Source organism: Lentzea chajnantorensis (assembly GCF_054300775.1).
In genome coordinates, this window is the sequence record NZ_JBSDZT010000002.1 from 5,521,501 (window position 1) to 5,539,637 (window position 18,137).

An 18,137-nucleotide genomic window follows, 5' to 3' on the forward strand; every position below is an offset into this window, starting at 1 on the left:
CTGCCGGGGTCAGAGCGCCGCGGCGACGGCGGCCATCCGGTCCACTGTGGCCAGTTGGTCCGCCAGCAGCGCGGTCGTCCGCCCGGCCAGCGCCCTGCCCGCGGTGGCCGGGTCGTCGCGGCCGGTGGCGACCATGATCCGGACGGCGGACCAGTGGTGGGCGATCCGGTCGACCTCGCGGGCGAGCGTGAGCAGCGGTCGCTCACCGAGCCGGCGGCCGGCCGCGGCGAGGTAGTCGCCGTGCAGGCCGGTCACCGCGAGGGCGACACCGGCCACGACGAACACCTCGTCCACGACGGACGCGTCACCGCCGGACAGACGTGCGGCCGCCTCGCGCAGGAAGCGTTCCTGGCCGGGCAGACCGCGGTGGTCCGACGACCCGTCGTCCACGCCTCGCAGGCCCTCCAGGTTCGCCGTCATGATCTCGCGGAGGCGCTCGCGGGACGCGGGACCGGTGTGGCCGCTGACGGTCACGTCCAGCCAGCGGTTGCCGATCGGGTTGGCGGTGAAGAACATGTCGCGGCTGTGCCGGACCGGGTTGGCCGAGTCACGTGCCGCGGTCAGCTCCTCGATCCGGATCTCCCCCAGGAACCTGGGCGGCACCGGGTCGCACACCGACACCGTGCCGCGCTCCTCGTCGAAGCCGTGCACCACGAGCAGGTGGTTGGTGTGGACGTCCTGGTAGGCCGGGCGGAACGGGAGGAAGTAGTTGTCCGCGGCCACCGCGACCGGTGTGCCCGCCAGCACCCTGGCCCGCACCTCGTCCCAGCCCTGCTCGGGCGAGGACGGTGCGTGCCAGGTGGACGTCACGTCGTGGAACGGCGCGAGGCTCGCGAACAACGACCGCTGCCCGCAGGGGAAGTAGTACTCCTCGCGGCGCATGTCACCCGCGGTGTAGTCGAACCCCCAGGCCGCGCCCAGCAGGTCCAGCGGGTCCGCGCCGTGGAAGCCCAGCAGCACGCCCGCGGTGGCGTGCAGGCAATGACCGAGGTCGTGGCGCCAGTGCGCGATGCCCGGCAACGAGGCTTTCATCCGACCGCCTGCAGGGTGAGGGCGAAGACGTGCAACGCGGGGTTGTCCGGCAGGACGAGCGCGACGACGCCCGACGGGACCGTCAGCGGGACGCGCTGGGCCCAGATGGCGGGCGACGTCGTGCGCTGCACGTGCCGGGGGTAGTGCATGTGCCGGCAGCGGAACGCGAGCACCTCGCCGAAGCGGGGTTCGGTCTGCGGCCAGAAGTCCGACATCCGCAGCCACTGGCCGCGCACCGAGCCGTCCGCGTAGTGGACCTCGACGAGGTCCTCGGTCCGGCGTTCCGCGGCACCGAGCACGTGCACCCAGTCCCAGTCGCCGGCGGGGACGTCGACGCGCTGGCCGCGGCAGCGGACGTTGTCCGCACCCGCGACCGGGAACAGGAACGGCACCTCGCCGACCACCGCCGTGCCACCGGCGGGTGGGAGCTCGGCCGCGGGGAAGGTGTTGCCCCAGATGTTGAAGCCGCCGCCGTCGAGCCTGTCCTCGCCGGTCAGCCCGGTGTTGTTCAGGTGCGGTGCAAGGGAAAGCGGTCGCATCATGACAGGGCCGTCCCCAGCAGGCGGACGCCCGGCAGCACCGGCAGTTCCACGGCGAGCAGCTCGGCGCGCCGGGGCACCCCGATGCGGGCGACCGGCGTGCCGGGCAGCGAGCGCAGGAACTCGGGGTCGACGGCGTCGCGGTAGTGCAGCCACACCGCGGCCTCCCCGACCGGTGCCGACAGGTGGAGGTGCACCCAGTCGTACCGGCCGGGTCCGACCTCGACCAGCCTGCCGTCGAGCGGCAGGTCGCACGGGCTGAACGTGAGCTGTGCGGCGGTCATGCCGGGTTCACGTCGACGAGGAGCATGTCCCGCACGGTGCGCCCACCGGCCGGGTCGAGGATCGAGATCGGCGACGCCTCGTGCCAGATGGCCGTGTCGTCGACCAGCACCGACTCCAGCGGGTCGCGCAGGGTGAAGCGGACCTCCGGCAGGCCGTCCCGGTAGATCGTCGACTCCCCGCCCGCACTGTTCTCCCTGCGCACCAGGTGCATGCCGACGAACGAGTGCCCGTCGCGGTGCCGTCCCTCCGGCGTGGGCAGGCCGGGTTCACCCGGCACGGCCACGATCCGGATCATGTGCAGGCCCACCGTCCACTCCGGACAGGACCGGACCAGTGCCGCGAGGGCGAGGTCGGTCGAGATCAGGTCGTGCAGGCACGGGTTGGTGAGGAAAGCGGGCTCGATCGGGGCGAACAGGCGCTCGTTCGACCGCCACATCGGGATGCTGTCCTGGCGGAACGCCCGGTGCGGCAACGGGGTCAGCTCGAAGCCCTCGCCCACCGGCACTGCCGCGAGCCGGCCGTACCGGCGGTACCGGTAGCTGCCGCCGTCGACCAGCGCGTCGTCCCGGATCAGGTCCTCCCAGCCGGCGCGGAACTCGGCGAACTCGGCGCCGCCGGTGTCGACCGGGAAGTCCGTGCCGGACAGGCGGACGAAGCCCTCGGCGGCCAGGCCCGCGACGAGCTCCGCCGTGGCCGGCCCGGTTGTGCGAACGTTCTCGGGCACTGGCCCTCCTCAGTGGTCGACCCGGATGCGGGCGCGGTGGGACTCGTCGGACGGTGCTGCCGGGTACCTCGCTGCCGCCGGCGGCGCTGGGGACGTCACAGCGACGGCACCTCCACGGCAGCCAGCACGTCGGCGCGCAGCTGGGCGAGCACCACGTCGGGGAGGTCGCGGGGGAAGAAGTGGCCGCCGTCGAAGGTGTGGACGCGCGCGTCGCCCTCGGTCTCCGCCAGCCACGCGTCCGCTTCGTCGTCGCCCACCAGCGGGTCCGCCGCGCCGCGGTACACCCGCAGCGGGCAGCGCAGCGGTGGCAGCGGTTCCGGTTCGAAGGTGTTGACCAGCGTGAGGTCCGCGCGCAGCATCGGCAGGAAGTACTCGAGGAACAGCGGGTCGAGCGCGGTCTGCGCCGGAAGGCCCTCGGAGCGGGTGATCAGCTCGTGCAGGCCCTCATCCGTGGTCTCGCTGTACCACCGCGGTGAACGCAGGCGGGTCGGCGCCGCGGCCGCTGCCACGACCAGGCCCCGCGGTTCCCGCGGCAGCCTGCGGCAGAGCTCCCAGCCGACGATGCCGCCCATGCTGTGGCCGAACACCACCAGCGGCAGGTCGTCGAGCCGCCCGAGCTCGGCGACCAGGACCGGTACCAGGGCGCCCATGTCCGTCAGCGGTGGCTGCAGGCTCCGCGCGCCGCGGCCGGGCAGCTCCACCGCGACGACCTCGACCTCGGGGCCCAGGACCGCGGGCCACCGGTGGTAGAGCTGAGCGGACCCGCCACCGGGCGGTAAGCACACCAACCTCGCCTTTGCCCGCCCAGGTGGCGAGAAGCGCTGCAGCCATTCCGTCACGTGTCGAGGTTCATCCGGTCCGGATGTCCGGACAAGTCGGTGACGTTCCCGACAGGCCCGGTGCTACAGGTCGAACTCCCCCGGCGCGAGGCTGCGGGCCAGGCAGAACTCGTTGCCCTCCGGGTCGGCCAGCACGACCCAGGAGCGGCCGTCGCCCTGCCCGACGTCCACAGTGGACGCACCGAGCGCGAGCAGCCGGTCCAGCTCGGTCCGCTGGTCGCTGTCGATCGGGGTGATCTCGAAGTGCACCCTGTTCTTGCCGCCGTCCTTGCCCTCGGGCACCTGGACGAAGGACATGCTCGGCACGGCGGGCGCGCGGCGCAGGTCAGCGAGCCGTTCCGCGTCCGGCGCCTCGGGGTCGGGGCCGATCTCGACCACGGTGCCGTTCTTGTCCTCGTAGACGACGTAACCCAGGACGCCGCACCAGAACTCGGCCAGCCGCCGCGGGTCCACGCTGTCGATCGTCGTCCATTCCAGCCTGCTCGTCATGTACAACGCCCTTGTCCGTCGATGTCCTTTGAGCTCGAACACTGTCCCACAGGGCTCAGGCCGGCTTCAGGGTGAGGTGCTGCCGTGCCGCCGCCGTCACGGCGTCGCGGCTGAACGGCCACGCGGTGGTCTCCCCGCGCTGCCACAGCGGCAGCTGGTCGTCGTAGTGGTCGTCGAACGCGTGGCCGGAGGCGCCGGTGAGGTTGACCCACCGGGAGGCGTCCAGGTCGGCCCAGTCCACGACCATCCGCATGGACGGCACCCAGTTCACCTGGTAGGTCTTCTTCGCGTTCCAGCCGGTCGCGTTCACGGTGGCGGGTCCGCCCGCGACACCGCCCGGTTCGCGGTTGAGCAGCCACTGGACCGGCGCGGGGCCGGTGCCCAGCGTCTGGTTGCGCACCGTCAGCTGGTGCAGGTCGCCCCACCTCCACGCGGCCGGGTCGGCGCCGAGCCGGTCGCGCAGCTCGGCGTTCGCGTCGTCCATGGCCGCGCGCAGCACGGCGTCCCGGCCGGTGAGGGCGCGCTTGGTGTTGTGCCAGAAGTCGTCGTCGGGGCGGTTCAGCAGGTCGCGGACGACCTCGAACCACTGGCCGCCGCCGTCCACGTCGACCTTGGGCGCGCCGTTGGTGAGCTTGTCCACGAACATCAGCTGCAGCAGGTTGCGCCAGACGGCGTTGAAGTAGGCGGCCGCGGCGGAGTCGGCGGGCTGGGTGAAGTCCCAGCCGCGCAACAGGTCCCGCGCCTTCGCCGTGTCACCCTCGACGGGCACCCGCAACAGGTGCGGGGTCAGGTTCGCGGCATTGGCGTTGCGGGTGTCGAGCTGGATCCGCTGCATCGCGGCCGCGTCCAGCTTGCCGCCCTGCTTGATCAGGTCGGTGATCCGCTGGCTGCGGTTGCCGTCACCCCAGTCCTTGGTGATCAGGTGCGGGTAGGACGGGTCGGTCACGGCGTTGTTGGCGTTCACGAAGTACCCGCCCGCGGGGTCGAGCGCGCTGGGCAGCTGCTCGAACGGCAGGTACCCGGCCCACTCGGTGGCGCTGGTCCAGCCGGGCACCGGGAACCGCCCGTCGCCCTGCTTGCGAACCGGGATGAGCCCGGGCACCTGGTAGCCGATGTGGCCCTCACGGTCGGCGTAGAGCATGTTCTGCGCCGGTGCCGCGAACAGCGACGCGGCCTCGCGGAACGAGGTCCAGTCGCGGGCGAGCGCCAGCTGGAACACCGCGTCCAGGGTCCTGGCCGGTTGCAGCGCGGTCCACTTGATCGCGACGGCGTGCTCACCGGCCTCGACGCCGGGCACCCTGCCCTGCGCGCCGGCGTTCTTCAGCCGGTCCACCACGTCGGACAGCAGCGGGCCGTGCCCGGTGGACCGGACCGTGATCGTCCGGGGTTGGGCCCCCGCGACCTTGATGACCTCCTGCCTGGTCTCCAGGGGCTTCTGCACGCCGTCGTACTCGTAGGTCGAGCCGGTGACGCGTTCCAGGTACAGGTCCGTGACCGCGGGGTCGAGGTTCGTCAGGCCCCACGAGACGTCCCGGTTGTGGCCGATGACCACACCGGGCATGCCGGAGAACGTGAAGCCGCTGACGTCGAACGGGCACTCCTGACCGACCGAACGGCAGTGCAGGCCCATCTGGTACCAGATGCTCGGCATCGCCGGTCCGAGGTGGGGGTCGTTGGCCAGCAGCGGTTTGCCGGACTTGGTGAGCTTGCCCGACACCACCCAGGCGTTGGACCCGATGCCCTGGCCGCGCGGCCCGAGGACGCCGTCGAGCGAGCTCGCGGCGTCGGCCGCGTTGTCCAGTGCCGCCGTGAAGGCCGCCTTCTCGGCACGTCCGGCACTCTGCGGCACGGTCGCGTCGGAGGCGGCGGGCACGCTGGGTTCCCAACGGCTGTAGTCGTACTCGGGGAACAGCCGCGCCACGGTGTCCGCCGGCAGGCTCGCGGACAGCATCGCGCGCCTGGTCTGATAGGTGACCGTGCCGCTGAGGTCCCAGGCCATGGCCTTGAGCCAGGCCACCGAGTCCACCGGGGTCCACTGCTCCGGCACGTACCCCGGCGTGATCACCCCGAGGACCGCGTACTCCACGCTCAGCTCGGACCCGGAGTGCTCGGCGAGGTAGGCGTTCACGCCGTCGGCGTAGGCCTGCAGGTGCTCGCGCGTGCTCGCCGAGAGCATGCCGTACTCCTGCTCGGCGACCCGGCGCCAGCCCATCGTCCGCACGGTCGCGTCCACGGTCACCTGGTCGGCGCCGAACAGCTCGGAGAGCCGCCCCGCGGTGATGTGGCGGCGGACGTCCATCTCCCAGAACCGGTCCTGCGCGTGCGTGTAGCCCTGCGCGAGGAACAGGTCGTGGGGGTTGTCCGCGTAGACCTGCGGCACGCCGTACTGGTCGCGCAGCACCTCGACCGGTGCGCGCAGACCGGGCACGGCCAGCTCGCCGTCCGTCGTCGGGAACGAGTTCCGCACGGTCCAGGTGACGAAGAGGCCCGCCGCGGACGCCACCACGACCAGGACCACCACGAGGCACCAGGCGGTGATCCGCAGCCGTCGCAGCCACGTCGATCTCGGTCGCGCCGGCGGGACGGTCTCGGCCGCGGTGTCCGGGGTGCTCGCCACATCTACCACCCGTGGAGCATCGCCGCGCCCGCGTGCGGGGCAAAGTGAGGGGTTCTCCTGACTTAACCGGTGTCCGCGCGGGTGGAAGGCTCGCGGCGTGGCTACCGACACCGCCGTGCGCACCGGACCCGGCCGCGACTTCCGGCGGTTCTGGGCCGGTGACGTGGTCTCCCAGTTCGGTTCCCGGATCACCGAGTTCGTGCTGCCGCTGCTCGTCGTGACCACCCTGGACGGATCGGGCACGCAGGTCGGCCTGTTGCAGGGCCTGTACCTGTGCCCGTTCTTCCTGCTGCCGCTGCTGGCGGGGGTGTGGCTGGAACGGCGGGCGAAGCGGCCGGTCATGATCGCCGCGGACCTCGTCCGGTTCGTGGTCGTGCTGTCCGTGCCGGTGCTGGCCCTGCTCGGCCTGCTGACGCTGCCGCTGCTGTACGTGATCGCGGTGGTCGGCGGCACGATGACGGTGCTCTACGACATCGCGGCGACCAGCTACCTGCCCCTGCTCGTGCAGGGCGGTGCGCTCGCGTCGGCCAACAGCAGGGTCCTGGCAGGCCAGGCCGCCGGTGCGACCGGCGGACCCGGTCTGGCGGGCTGGCTCAGCGCCCTGTTCGGCCCGGCAGCGACCCTCGTGTTCGACGCGTTGTCGTACCTGACCTCGGCGAACGCGTTGCTGCTGATCCGCCACCGCGAGCAGGTCCCGCCGCCGTCCCCGCGCAACCTCCGGCGTGAGGTGGCCGAAGGGCTCCGCGCGGTGCTGCACAACCCGCCGGTCCGGGCGTTCGCCGTCCACGCCGGGATCTACAACGCCGCCACCGCGATGACGACCGTGGCGTTCCTGATCTACTTCGTGCGCGAGCTCGGGCACAGCTCCGCCGCGTACGGGCTGATCATGCTGTGCGGCGGGCTCGGCGGCATCTGCGGCGCGCTGACCACGCCCGCGTTGATCAGGCGGCTCGGCTACGGGCGTTCGATGCTGGTCGTGCTCGTGTTCTCCACGTCGTCGTACTTCCTGCTGCCGCTGGCCGACGGTGGCCGTCTGGACTCGGTGCTGTGCGGCCTGGCCTACTTCCTCGGCTCGGCCGGTGCCGCGGGCGGGACCGTGGTCGCGTTGACCGTGCGGCAGAAGACCACGCCGCCCGAGCTGCTCGCGCGGATGAACGCCAGCTACCGGCTGTTCGCGTTCGGCATGCTGTCGCTGGGTTCGGTGGTCGCGGGTTTCCTGGTCGACGGGGTTGGCGCGCGCACCACTCTGGTCATCGCGCCGATCCTGCTGCTGTTGTCCGCCATCCCCGCGGCCAGCCGCCCGATCCGCACGATCCGCCACCTGGACTGACGTGGGGGCGGCCCGGCACGCCGGGCCGCCCCCACGTCACGGTCAGCGGTAGGAGCGCAGCAGCTCGGTGAGGCAGGTCGTGCCGAACTCCAGTGCGTCCACGGGAACGCGTTCGTCGACCGTGTGCAGCAGGCCGCGGTAGTCGGTGCCCGCCGGGAGCCGCAACGGGAGCCAGCCGTAGCAGCGGATGCCGAGCTGGGCGAACAGGCGGGCGTCGGTCGAGGCCGGCGAGACCATGGGCAACGGCACGGCGTCCGGGTCGGCCTTGGCGAGGATCTCGGCCATCGTGTCGTAGAAGCCGCCGAACTCGGGTTGCCGGATCCGTTCCGGCCGGACCATCGAACCCTCCAGCAGCAGCTCGTGCTCGAAGTCCTCGCCGGCGAGCTCGCGCAGCTCACCGACGAAGTCCTCGACGGTGAAGTTGCCGGGCAGGATCCGGCCGTCCAGGTCGACGGTGATCTCGCTGGGCACGACGTTGATCTTCTCGGTCGTGCGGACGATCGTGGGGTTCGCGGTGTGCCGCAGCACCGAGTCCAGCCGCAGCGCCTCCCGCAACGGCAGGCCCTCCGGGCGGGGGTCGCCGGTCTGGTCCGCGCGGTACCGGGCCACCTGCTCCGACAGCGGTGACGGCAGCGCGCCCGCGAGCACCTCCAGCATGCGGTCCGCGGCCGAGGTCTGGTGCCGCGGCATCCGGGTCCCGGTCAGCGTGGCGAGCAGCCGGCCCAGGCGTGCCATCGGCGAGTCCGGCGGTGCCAGCCGGGAACCGTGCCCGCCCGGACCGCGCAACGTCAGGCGCAGCCAGCAGGCCCGCTTCTCGGCCACCACGATCGGGTGGAACCGGTGGCCGGGGAGGTCGATGCCGGCACCGCCCTCCTCGCCGATCGCGTACTCCACGCCGTCGAACAGCTCCGGGTGCTCGTTGACGAGGTAGCGGGCGCCGACCGCGCTGCCCGCCTCCTCGTCGGCCACCACGGCCAGCAGGACGTCACCGGCGGGGCGCTCGCCCGCGGCCGCCAGGCGGGACAGGGCGGACAGCATCATCGCCAGGCCGCCCTTCATGTCGATCGCGCCCCGGCCCCAGACGTGCCCGTCGACGATCCGCGCCTCGAACGGCGGGTGCGTCCACTGCTGGCCGTCCACCGGCACGACGTCGGAGTGCGCGTGCAGCAGCAACGGCGGTGCCTCGCCGCGGCCGGGGAACCGCGCGACGAGGTTCAGCCGCTCCGGGTCCGGGCCGAGCACCTTCAGGTCCACGTCCACGCCGGCGAGCAGCCGCCGCAGGTGGTCGACGACGGCGGTCTCCCTGCCGGGCGGGTTGGTGGTGTCGATCCTGATCAGGTCCCGCAGCAGCGGCACCGGTTCGTCGGCGAACGACATGGGAGGTCCGTCCTTCTTCGTCAGGTGAGCAGGGCGACCACGCGTGCGGCCAGTTCCTGGACGTCGCCGTCGTCGGGCCGCAGCACCAGCTCGGGGTGCTCCGGCGGTTCGTACGGGTCGTCCACGCCGGTGAACCCCGTGATCTCGCCACGGCGAGCGCGCGCGTACATGCCCTTGGGGTCGCGGGACTCGCACACCTCGACGGGGGTGTCGACGTGCACCTCCTGGAACGCCAGCCCGGTGTCGGCGTGCCGGGACCGCACCTGGTCGCGGTCGGCCCGGTACGGGCTGATCAGCGCGACGATCGCGACCACGCCCGCGTCGGCGAACAACCGGGCGACCTCGCCGACCCGGCGGACGTTCTCCGCGCGGTCCTGCGCGCTGAAGCCCAGGTCCGAGTTCAGGCCGTGGCGCAGGTTGTCGCCGTCGAGCAGGTAGGCGGGCCGGCCGGCCGCGACCAGCAGGCGTTCGACCTCCGCGGCGATCGTGGACTTGCCCGCGGCCGACAGACCGGTCAGCCACACCGTGCACCCCGGCGTCGTGCGGGCCACGTCGGTGCGGTGCCAGACGACGGTGGGTGCGGCGGGCCGCAGGACCATGCCGGCGCCGACGGTGTCGTTGGTGGCCTCGTCGATGAGCACGAAGCTGCCGGTCGCCCGGTTGCGCCGGTACACGTCGTAGGCCAGCGGGGCGTGCGTGTGCAGCGTGACGCGGCCGATCTCGTTGAGCGACAACGACTCCGCGGACTCGTCGCGGTGCAGGGTGGTGATGTCGAGCCGGTAGCGCAGGGCCTGCACCGTGGCGCGGACCTCCTGCGTGGTGTGCTGGACGAGCAGCCGCGAACCGGGTGAGAGCGCGGACCGGTCGCCGAGCCAGCAGACCATGGCCTCGACGTCCCTGCCGACCTCGGGCCGGTTGCCGGGCTTGCAGATCATGTCGCCGCGCCGCACGTCCACGTCGTCGGCCAGCCGCACGGTGACCGCCTGGGGCGCGAACGCGTACGGCAGCGCTCCACCGCCGGGCCGGTGGATGGCCGAGATCGTCGAGGTCACGCCGGAGGGCAGCACGACGACCTCGTCACCCTCGCGGAACGTGCCGCCGCCGACGGTGCCCGCGTAACCGCGGAAGTCGCCGTGGCGCACCACGTACTGCACGGGCAGCCGGGCGTCGACGAGGTTGCGGTCGGACGCGATGTGCACGTTCTCCAGGTGGTGCAGCAGCGGGGTGCCCTCGTACCAGGGCATCTGCGTGCTCCGCTGCACCACGTTGTCGCCGTGCAGCGCCGAGACCGGGATGAACGTGACGTCCGCGACGTCGAGCCGGGACGCGAACTGCTCGAACTCCGCGCGGATCTCGGCGAACCGGGCGGCGGAGAAGTCCACCAGGTCCATCTTGTTCACGCACACGACCAGGTGCGGGATGCCCAGCAGGCTCGCGACGAACGCGTGCCTGCGGGACTGGTCCAGCAGCCCCTTGCGGGCGTCCACCAGGACCAGCGCGAGGTCCGCCGTGGACGCGCCCGTGACCATGTTGCGGGTGTACTGCAGGTGACCCGGGGTGTCGGCGATGATGAACCGGCGCCGGGGCGTGGCGAAGTGCCGGTAGGCGACGTCGATGGTGATGCCCTGCTCGCGTTCGGCGCGCAGGCCGTCGGTGAGCAGTGCCAGGTCCATCGCCATGCCGCGGGCCTCGCTGGCGCGCTCGATCGACGCCAGCTGGTCGGTGAAGATCGCCTTCACGTCGTAGAGCAGCCGCCCGATGAGGGTCGACTTGCCGTCGTCCACGCTGCCTGCCGTGGCCAGGCGCAACAGCTGGGGGTCCATCAGAAGTACCCCTCCCGTTTGCGATCCTCCATGCCGGCTTCGGAGATCCGGTCGTCGGCGCGGGTCGCGCCGCGTTCGGTCACGCGGGTGACCTCGGTCTCCGCGACCACCGCGGCCGGTGTGTCCGCTGTGGACTCCACGCAGCCGGTGCAGGTGGCGTCGCCGACCGTGCGGAACCGGACCGTGGCCTCGTACGGCCGCTCCCCCGCCTCCAGCCGCAGGAACCGGGTGTGCGCCAGCAGCATCCCGTCGCGTTCGACCACCTCGCGGCGGTGGGAGTAGTACAGCGACGGCAGGTCGATGCCCTCGCGGGCGATGTAGGACCAGATGTCGAGCTCGGTCCAGTTCGACAGCGGGAACACCCGCAGGTGCTCGCCCCTGCGGTGGCGGGCGTTGTAGAGGTTCCACAGCTCGGGCCGCTGGTTGCGGGGGTCCCACTGGCCGTGGTCGTCGCGCAGGCTGAAGACGCGTTCCTTGGCGCGGGCCTTCTCCTCGTCACGGCGGGCACCGCCGAACAACGCGCCGAACCGGTGTTCGGCGGTGGTCCGCAGCAGGGTCGTGGTCTGCAGGCGGTTGCGCCCGCCGGAGCCCTCCACCACCCGGCCCGCGTCGATGTCGTCCTGCACGCGGCCCACCACCAGCCGCACGCCGGTCCGGCGCACCACCTCGTCGCGGAACTCGACCACCTCGTCGAAGTTGTGCCCGGTGTCGATGTGGACCAGGGGGAACGGTGGCGGCGCCGGCCAGAACGCCTTGACCGCCACGTGCAGCATCACCATGGAGTCCTTGCCGCCGGAGAACAGCAGCGCAGGCCGCTCGACGGTCGCGACCACCTCGCGCAGCACGTGCACCGCCTCGGCCTCGACCGCGTCCAGGTGCGACAGCACGTAGTCCTCCGCGACGGCCACTACACCCCCATCGCGCGGCGCAGGCTCAGCGGCCGCATGTCCGTCCAGACGGTCTCGACGTGCGCGAGGCACTCGCTCTTGGTGCCGGTGACGCCGACCTCGCGCCACCCGGACGGCACCTCGCGGTACGTCGGCCAGATCGAGTACTGCTCCTCGTGGTTGACCACCACGGTGAAGCGGGTGCCGTCCTCGTCCTCGTCACGCATGTCCATCCTCCATCTCGGTTTCCCGCTGGTCAGCCAGCGACCGCAGGACCGCCGCCAGCTCGGCGGCGTGAGCGGTCTGCATCATGCTGAAGTGGTCGCCCCGCACGGCCGTGGTCCGGACCTCGCCGTCCACAACGGACTCCCAGCCCGCCGCGGTGGTGCCGGAGCCGTGCGGCACCAGGAGGTCCACGACGCCGCGGTGGCGTTCCGGCCGCCACACCGACACGGCCGTGGTCAGGTCGGTGAAGGTCTTCGCCCTGGCCAGCATCTCGGCGCGCTGCCCGTCCGGCAACAACCCGGCCTCCGCCAGGGCGTCCAACGCCTTGGCGTACTGGGCATCGGGTTCGAGTGCGCTGAGCTCGGCGACGTCCAGGGTCACCTCGGCGCCCGAGGCCGCCGCCACGCTGCGCACGAACCCGTCGACCGCGAACGGCAGCGGGACGGCGACACCGGTGTCCGCGGGGGCGACCGTGTCGAGCAGGGCCAGCAGTCCGACGTCGCCGAGCTCGGCCGCCACGGCCACCGCGAGGCTGCCGCCCAGCGACCAGCCGACGAGGTGGTACGGGCCCTCCGGCCACCGCTGCCGGATCGCCGACGCGTAGCCGCGGGCCAGCTCCGCCACGTCGGGCGAGGCGCCCTCGGGCAGCTCGATCGCGTAGCACGGCCGGTCGCCCAGGTGCTTGCTCACCGGCACGTACGGCAGGGACGACCCGGTGCTCGCGTGCAGGCAGATCAACGGCCTGCGGGTGCCGGACTCGTTCAGGGGCACGATCGCGCCACCGTCCTCGGCGGTGCCCGCGGCGACGCCGGCGAGCTCGCGGACGGTCTGGTGCTGGAACAGCTGGCGCGCGGTGATCGGCACGCCGCGCCGGTTCGCCTTGTCCACCACCAGCACCACGGAGATCGAGTTGCCGCCGAGGTCGAAGAAGCCCGTCAGGACACCGACCGGTCCCCCGCCGAGCACCTCCTGCCAGATCTCGGCGAGCACCCGCTCCGTCGCGGTGGCGGGCGGCTCGTAGGTCACGTCCGGTCCGGCCGCGCCGGGGTCGGGCAGCCGCTTGCGGTCGACCTTCCCGTTGGGCGTCAGGGGGAACGCGTCGAGCCAGGTGAACCGGGCCGGGACCATGTGCTCGGGCAGCAGGTCCCTCAGGTGGCGCCGCACCTGGGCGTCCGCCGGCCGCGTGCCGTTCTCGGGCACCAGGTAGGCCGCGAGGTACTGGCGTCCTGCCTCGCCCCTGACGGCGACGGCGGCCGAGCGGACCGCGGGGTGGTCGAGCAGCGCGGCCTCGACCTCGCCGAGCTCCAGCCGGTGGCCGCGGATCTTGACCTGGTCGTCGGCCCGGCCGAGGAACTCCAGCTTGCCGTCGGCACGGCGGCGGGCCAGGTCACCCGTGCGGTAGAGGCGCCGGCCGCCCCCGGCGAAGGGGTCGGGGACGAACCGCTCGGCGGTGAGGCCGGGCCTGCGGTGGTACCCGGCCGTGACGCCGTCGCCGCCGAGGAACAGCTCCCCCGCCACGCCGATGGGCTGCGGCTGCAACCGGTGGTCCAGCACGTAGGCGGCCTCGTTCGCCAGCGGCGTCCCGATGGTCACCTCGTCGACGACGCGGTCCGCGGTCGACCACACGGTCGTCTCCGTCGGACCGTACATGTTGTGCAGCTCGGCGGGGGTGATCTCGCGCAGCCTGCGGGCCAGGTCGGCGGTCAGCGCCTCACCGCCGACGAACAGCACCTTCAGCGACGCCAGGGCCTCGGCCGCGTCCTGCGCACCGGCGAGCAGCCCCGCCAGCGTCGGCGTGCACTGCAGGTGGGTCACGTCGTGCGCGCGGATCAGCGAGGCGAGGCTGTCGTCGCGCCGGGCACCGGTGAAGGCGCGGCGGACGGTGTCGACGTGCGGCAGGGCCGCGAGGACGTCGTCGGTCGCGATGCCGAAGTCGACCAGGCACGCGATCTCGTCGACGCCCAGCTCCGCGAGCCGCTCGGCGAACCGCACGCACTCCTCCGGGGTGCCGAACAGGCCACCGGACTCCATGTACCGGTCGGCGGCGTGCTCCAGCAACGCCAGCCGGTCGTCCTCGCTGAGCGTGTCGAACTCCAGCCCCATCTGCTTGGCCAGACCGCGCAGCAGGTCCAGCGAGGTGCTCAGGTACCGGGTGAACGGGCCGCGGGCCACGTCCAGCGCGCGGTCTCGGTCCGGGTCGATGAACGTGTGCAGCATCAGCGCCACGTGCCCGCCGTCGGTGCCGTGGCGTTCCCGCCAGGCTTCGCGGTAGACGGCGATCTTCCCGGCGAGCGCGTCGAGGTCCTGGCCGAGCATGTGGGTGAGCAGGCCGAGTCCGGCGTGCCCCGCCGCGCGGAACGTCTCCGGGCTGCCCGCGGCGCTCAGCCACATCGGCAGCTCGGCCTGCACGGGCGCGGGCCGGATGCGGACGTCGACCTCGGCACCCTCGCCGGCGGGCATGCGCACGCTCTCCCCGCGCCACAGCGACCGCACGGTCTCGACGCCGTCGAGCATGATCTTCTTGCGTTCGCCGTAGTTCTCCGGCGCGAACACGAAGTCGTTGCGGTGCCAGCCGGACGCCACCGAGATGCCCACGCGGCCGTCGGACAGGTTGTCGACGACGGACCACTCCTCGGCCACCCGCACCGGGTTGTGCAGCGGCAGCACCACGCTGCCCGCGCGGATCGAGATCCGGTCGGTCGCCACGGCCAGCGCCGCCGCCATGACCGACGGTGCCGGGTAGAGCCCGCCGAAGGCGTGGAAGTGCCGTTCGGGCGTCCAGACCGAGCTGAACCCGTTGCGGTCCGCGTACTTCGCGCCTTCCAGCAGCAGCCGGTAGCGCTCGCTGCCGGGCGTGCTGGAGTCGTCGCTCGCGAAGTAGAACAGGCCGAAGTCGAGTTTGCGCGTGGGCCGCGCGGTGCGCCCGCCCAGCATGGTGTCGGTGTTCGCCTCGGCGACCACGACGGTGTAGCCCCTGGCCAGCGTCCACAGCAGCTCGACCACGGAGATGTCGAACGAGATGCTGCTGACCGCGAGCCACACGCCCGGATCGCGGGTGCCCAGCCGCCGGTCCAGCTCCCCGTACAGGGTCATGACCTCGCGGTGGTCGACCATCACGCCCTTGGGCTGACCGGTCGAGCCCGAGGTGTAGCAGACGTACGCCAGCATCTCCGGCGCCACCGCGGTCTCCGGCGCCGTGTCGGGTTCGCCGCTGACCTCGGCCACGTCGACCAGCGGGACGCCGTGCTCGGACATCGCGGTCTTGCTCTGCTCGTCGACGAGGACGGCGACGGGGGCCGCGTCCTGGAGGACGAACCCGAGCCGGGCGGCCGGGTACCTCGGGTCCAGCGGCACGTACGCCGCACCGGCCTTGAGCACGCCGAGCAGCGCGGCGGTGGTGTCGACCGACCGGCCCACGGCGACCCCGACCAGGCTGCCCGGTCCGGCGCCGGCGGCGAGCAGCCGGTGCGCGACCTGGTTCGCCCGGCACCGCAGCTGCGCGTAGGTCAGCGAGTCCTCCCCGCTCACCACGGCGGTCGCGTCCGGGGTGCGCTCGGCTTGGGCGTCGAAGGCCTCGTGCACGGTGCCCGCGGGGACGGGTGCGCTCGTGTCGTTCCAGTGCACGGTCAGCCGGACGCGTTCCGACAGCGGCAGGAGCTCCAGCTCGGACAGCCGGGCGTCCGGGCGGGAGACCGCGGACTCCAGGAGCTGGCGGGTGTGCTGCAGGAACCGGTCCATCCGGTCGCGGTCGAACAGCTCGGTGGCGTACTCCAGGCCCAGCTCGACGCCGCCCGCGGACCGCTCGGCGACGCTGAGGGTGAGGTCGAAGCGCGCGGTGCCGGTGTGCAGGGCGACGCCCTCGACCTCGACGTCGCCCATCCGCACGGACTTGAGGTGCTCGTCGACCTGCAGCAACGCCACCTGGAACAGCGGGTTGGCGCCCGCGTCGCGGTCCGGCCGCAGCTCGTTGACCAGCTGGTCGAACGGCATGTCCTGGTGCGGGTGCGCGGAGTAGACGGTCTCCTGGGCGCGCGCCAGCAGCTCGCGGAAGTTCGGGTCGCCCGCGGTGGACACCCGCAGCACCACCGTGTTCGCGAAGTAGCCGATCAGCCGCTCCAGCTCCGGCCTGGTGCGACCGGAGAACGCGGTTCCGGCGACGATGTCGTGCTGGCCGGTGTACCGGGAGGACACCGCCGCCAGCGCGGCGAGCATCAGCGGCAGCACCCTGGTCGGTTCGGGGCCGCCCAGGGCTTGCAGCTCGCGGTGCAGCCGTGCGGGCAGGACGTGGTGGACGGTGTCGCCCGCCCAGGTCGGGGCCGCCGGTCGCGACCGGTCGGCCGGGAACCGCAGGGTGTCCAGGTCCGCCAGGGCCGTGCGCCAGTACTCCAGCGACGCGGCGCGCCGCGCAGTGGCCTCCTGGCCGTGCTGCCAGGCGGCGAAGTCGGCGTACTGGATCGGCAGCTCCGCCAGCACGGCGGGCCGGCCCGCGCGGGCGGCGCTGTAGAGCTCGATCAGCTCCCTGGTGAGGATCTCGGTGGACCACGCGTCGGTGGCGATGTGGTGCAGGGCGAGGACGAGCAGGTGGTCGTCGGCCGCCAGCCGCACGAGGTCGGCACGCAGCAGCGGGTCGCGCTCCAGGTCGAACCGGCGGCGCCCGGCCGCGGCCAGCAGGTCGGCCGCCCGGCGTTCGCGGTCCTCGAACTCCCGCAGGTCCGTCGCGGTGAACAGGCCGGTTCCGGGTGGGCCGACGAGCTGGCGCGGGCCGTCGGGCGTGTTGACGTACCGGGTGCGCAGGCTCTCGTGCCGGGCGACCAGCTCGGCGACCGCGTTCCGCAGCAGCGGCACGTCGAGCTCGCCGCGCAGGCGCATGGCCAGCGGCGTGTTGTAGATCGGCTTCCCGTCCGCCCACTGGTGCAGGAACCACAGCCGCTGCTGCGCGAACGACAGCGGCAGCGGCTCGTCCCGTCCGACGGCGGGAATCCGGTCGGCCTCGCGGGCGGCGGCGCGCTGGGCGCGGAGGCTCGGCCACGAGTGCGGCGCGCTGCTGGGCCGTGAGGTTTCCCAGCCGCTCTTCAGTGCTCTCGTGCATCGCGCTCCTCACAGCTCGGCCGCCCTGCCCAGGCAGACTGTCCTGCGGGCGGACACCCCGGCCAGTCCGGGGATTCCCCTACCCGCCACCAGGCCAGGAACTCCGGCCGGTCCAGCCTGGGCTGGGCGAACGAGCCGATCACCGCGGCGGGCTCCGACCAGCTCCGCCGCACCGGCGCGACGTCGGCGAGCGGGGCCCAGTCAGCGCCCCGCAGCACCCCCAGGTGGCGGTTCCTGTCCACCTCGACGGAGATCCCGTCGGGCGCCGGCGCCGTGACGCACACCGTGCCGCCGGCCACCGACCACCAGGACCGGACGGTTCCGGGCGTGTGGTCGGGTTCCGGGTAGTCCTGCGCCCTCACCGGTTCGCCGAGCAGCAGCTCCATGTGCACTTCGGACAACGGCTTGTCGTCTGCGGGGAAGTGGTGGACCGTCCGGTAGCCCGCGCGGGCGTAGAACGCCGGGTTGCCGCGTTCGACCACGGCGTCGAGCACCACTCGCGCCGCCCCCTCGGCGCGCGCACCGGCTTCGAGCGCCCGCAGCAGCCGCCTGCCCACGCCGAGCCCGCGGGCTTCGGGTGACACGGCGAGCCGGCGCACGCACCAGTCCCGGCTGTGCGCCCGCACCGCGCCGACGACCCGGCCACCGGCCGTCGCGGTCCACAGGTGGTACCCGGCGGCCAGGTCGGCGCGCACGTCGTCCGCCGTCTCCCGGGCGCCGTCCGCGACCGGCAGGCCCGGCACCAGGTCTCCCGCCCGGTAGGCGGCCCTGGTCACGGCGGCGACCTCATCGGCCAGCCGGTCGGCCGGTCGCAGGGCCTCCGCGACGGTCAGAGTGTCTGATGTGGACACACGGCACCTCCCCCGCCGCAGAGTGGCACGC

General features: G+C 72.9%; 14 protein-coding genes. 1 reads left to right on the forward strand and 13 read right to left on the reverse strand.

The features are described from left to right. Positions 1–9: 9 nt before the first annotated feature. From ACVDFE_RS27225 to ACVDFE_RS27255, 7 genes are all read right to left on the reverse strand, one after another. The gene (locus ACVDFE_RS27225) at positions 10–1,032 is read right to left on the reverse strand and encodes a BtrH N-terminal domain-containing protein (RefSeq protein WP_458432365.1); all 1,023 of its coding nucleotides are present in this window, start codon (positions 1,030–1,032) and stop codon (positions 10–12) included. Next, positions 1,029–1,574, reverse strand: a complete 546-nt coding sequence (locus ACVDFE_RS27230; RefSeq protein ID WP_458432366.1) for a hypothetical protein — start codon at positions 1,572–1,574, stop codon at positions 1,029–1,031. The genes ACVDFE_RS27225 and ACVDFE_RS27230 overlap by 4 nt, the downstream gene beginning before the upstream one ends. Beyond that, entirely contained in the window at positions 1,571–1,855 is a 285-nt protein-coding gene (locus ACVDFE_RS27235; protein ID WP_360383638.1) for a hypothetical protein, read from the reverse strand. Before ACVDFE_RS27235 ends, ACVDFE_RS27230 begins: the two co-directional genes overlap by 4 nt. After that, on the reverse strand, positions 1,852–2,580 hold the full coding sequence (locus tag ACVDFE_RS27240) for a 2OG-Fe dioxygenase family protein (RefSeq protein ID WP_458432367.1): 729 nt from the start codon (positions 2,578–2,580) through the stop codon (positions 1,852–1,854). The genes ACVDFE_RS27235 and ACVDFE_RS27240 overlap by 4 nt, the downstream gene beginning before the upstream one ends. A gap of 95 nt (positions 2,581–2,675) precedes the next feature. Then, positions 2,676–3,419, reverse strand: a complete 744-nt coding sequence (locus ACVDFE_RS27245) for a thioesterase II family protein (protein WP_360383643.1) — start codon at positions 3,417–3,419, stop codon at positions 2,676–2,678. Between the two features lie 63 nt (positions 3,420–3,482). Beyond that, entirely contained in the window at positions 3,483–3,908 is a 426-nt protein-coding gene (locus ACVDFE_RS27250; RefSeq protein WP_360383646.1) for a VOC family protein, read from the reverse strand. Between the two features lie 55 nt (positions 3,909–3,963). After that, positions 3,964–6,534 carry a penicillin acylase family protein gene (locus ACVDFE_RS27255; protein WP_458432368.1) on the reverse strand — a complete coding sequence of 857 codons (2,571 nt, stop codon included), beginning with the start codon at positions 6,532–6,534 and terminating at the stop codon, positions 3,964–3,966. A gap of 88 nt (positions 6,535–6,622) precedes the next feature. On the opposite strand from ACVDFE_RS27255, the gene ACVDFE_RS27260 reads away from it, so the two are divergent. After that, a complete protein-coding gene (locus ACVDFE_RS27260) occupies positions 6,623–7,855 on the forward strand; it encodes an MFS transporter (RefSeq protein WP_360383650.1) in 1,233 nt (410 codons plus the stop codon). A gap of 42 nt (positions 7,856–7,897) precedes the next feature. On the opposite strand, the gene ACVDFE_RS27265 is transcribed toward ACVDFE_RS27260, so the two are convergent. The 6 genes from ACVDFE_RS27265 to ACVDFE_RS27290 are packed head-to-tail and all read right to left on the reverse strand — an operon-like array spanning position 7,898 to position 18,106. Then, positions 7,898–9,232 carry a M20/M25/M40 family metallo-hydrolase gene (locus ACVDFE_RS27265; protein WP_458432369.1) on the reverse strand — a complete coding sequence of 445 codons (1,335 nt, stop codon included), beginning with the start codon at positions 9,230–9,232 and terminating at the stop codon, positions 7,898–7,900. Between the two features lie 20 nt (positions 9,233–9,252). Continuing rightward, positions 9,253–11,055, reverse strand: a complete 1,803-nt coding sequence (gene cysC / locus ACVDFE_RS27270) for an adenylyl-sulfate kinase (RefSeq protein WP_458432370.1) — start codon at positions 11,053–11,055, stop codon at positions 9,253–9,255. Next, positions 11,055–11,963, reverse strand: a complete 909-nt coding sequence (cysD, locus tag ACVDFE_RS27275; RefSeq protein ID WP_360383657.1) for a sulfate adenylyltransferase subunit CysD — start codon at positions 11,961–11,963, stop codon at positions 11,055–11,057. The genes cysC and cysD overlap by 1 nt, the downstream gene beginning before the upstream one ends. Beyond that, a complete protein-coding gene (locus ACVDFE_RS27280) occupies positions 11,963–12,169 on the reverse strand; it encodes an MbtH family protein (RefSeq protein WP_360383660.1) in 207 nt (68 codons plus the stop codon). Before ACVDFE_RS27280 ends, cysD begins: the two co-directional genes overlap by 1 nt. Continuing rightward, positions 12,162–17,243, reverse strand: coding sequence for a MupA/Atu3671 family FMN-dependent luciferase-like monooxygenase (locus ACVDFE_RS27285; RefSeq protein WP_458434404.1), 5,082 nt, complete (start codon positions 17,241–17,243; stop codon positions 12,162–12,164). The genes ACVDFE_RS27280 and ACVDFE_RS27285 overlap by 8 nt, the downstream gene beginning before the upstream one ends. Then, positions 17,240–18,106: a GNAT family N-acetyltransferase gene (locus ACVDFE_RS27290; RefSeq protein WP_458432371.1), complete on the reverse strand. Its 867-nt coding sequence runs from the start codon at positions 18,104–18,106 to the stop codon at positions 17,240–17,242. Before ACVDFE_RS27290 ends, ACVDFE_RS27285 begins: the two co-directional genes overlap by 4 nt. Between the last annotated feature and the right edge of the window lie 31 nt (positions 18,107–18,137).

Coding starts and splice junctions, on each gene's coding strand:
- ACVDFE_RS27235 (WP_360383638.1), bottom strand. CDS start 1,855: ATGACCGCCGCACAGCTCACGTTCAGCCCGTGCGACCTGCCGCTCGAC.
- ACVDFE_RS27250 (WP_360383646.1), bottom strand. CDS start 3,908: ATGACGAGCAGGCTGGAATGGACGACGATCGACAGCGTGGACCCGCGG.
- ACVDFE_RS27230 (WP_458432366.1), bottom strand. CDS start 1,574: ATGATGCGACCGCTTTCCCTTGCACCGCACCTGAACAACACCGGGCTG.
- ACVDFE_RS27265 (WP_458432369.1), bottom strand. CDS start 9,232: ATGTCGTTCGCCGACGAACCGGTGCCGCTGCTGCGGGACCTGATCAGG.
- ACVDFE_RS27280 (WP_360383660.1), bottom strand. CDS start 12,169: ATGCGTGACGAGGACGAGGACGGCACCCGCTTCACCGTGGTGGTCAAC.
- cysC (WP_458432370.1), bottom strand. CDS start 11,055: ATGGACCCCCAGCTGTTGCGCCTGGCCACGGCAGGCAGCGTGGACGAC.
- ACVDFE_RS27225 (WP_458432365.1), bottom strand. CDS start 1,032: ATGAAAGCCTCGTTGCCGGGCATCGCGCACTGGCGCCACGACCTCGGT.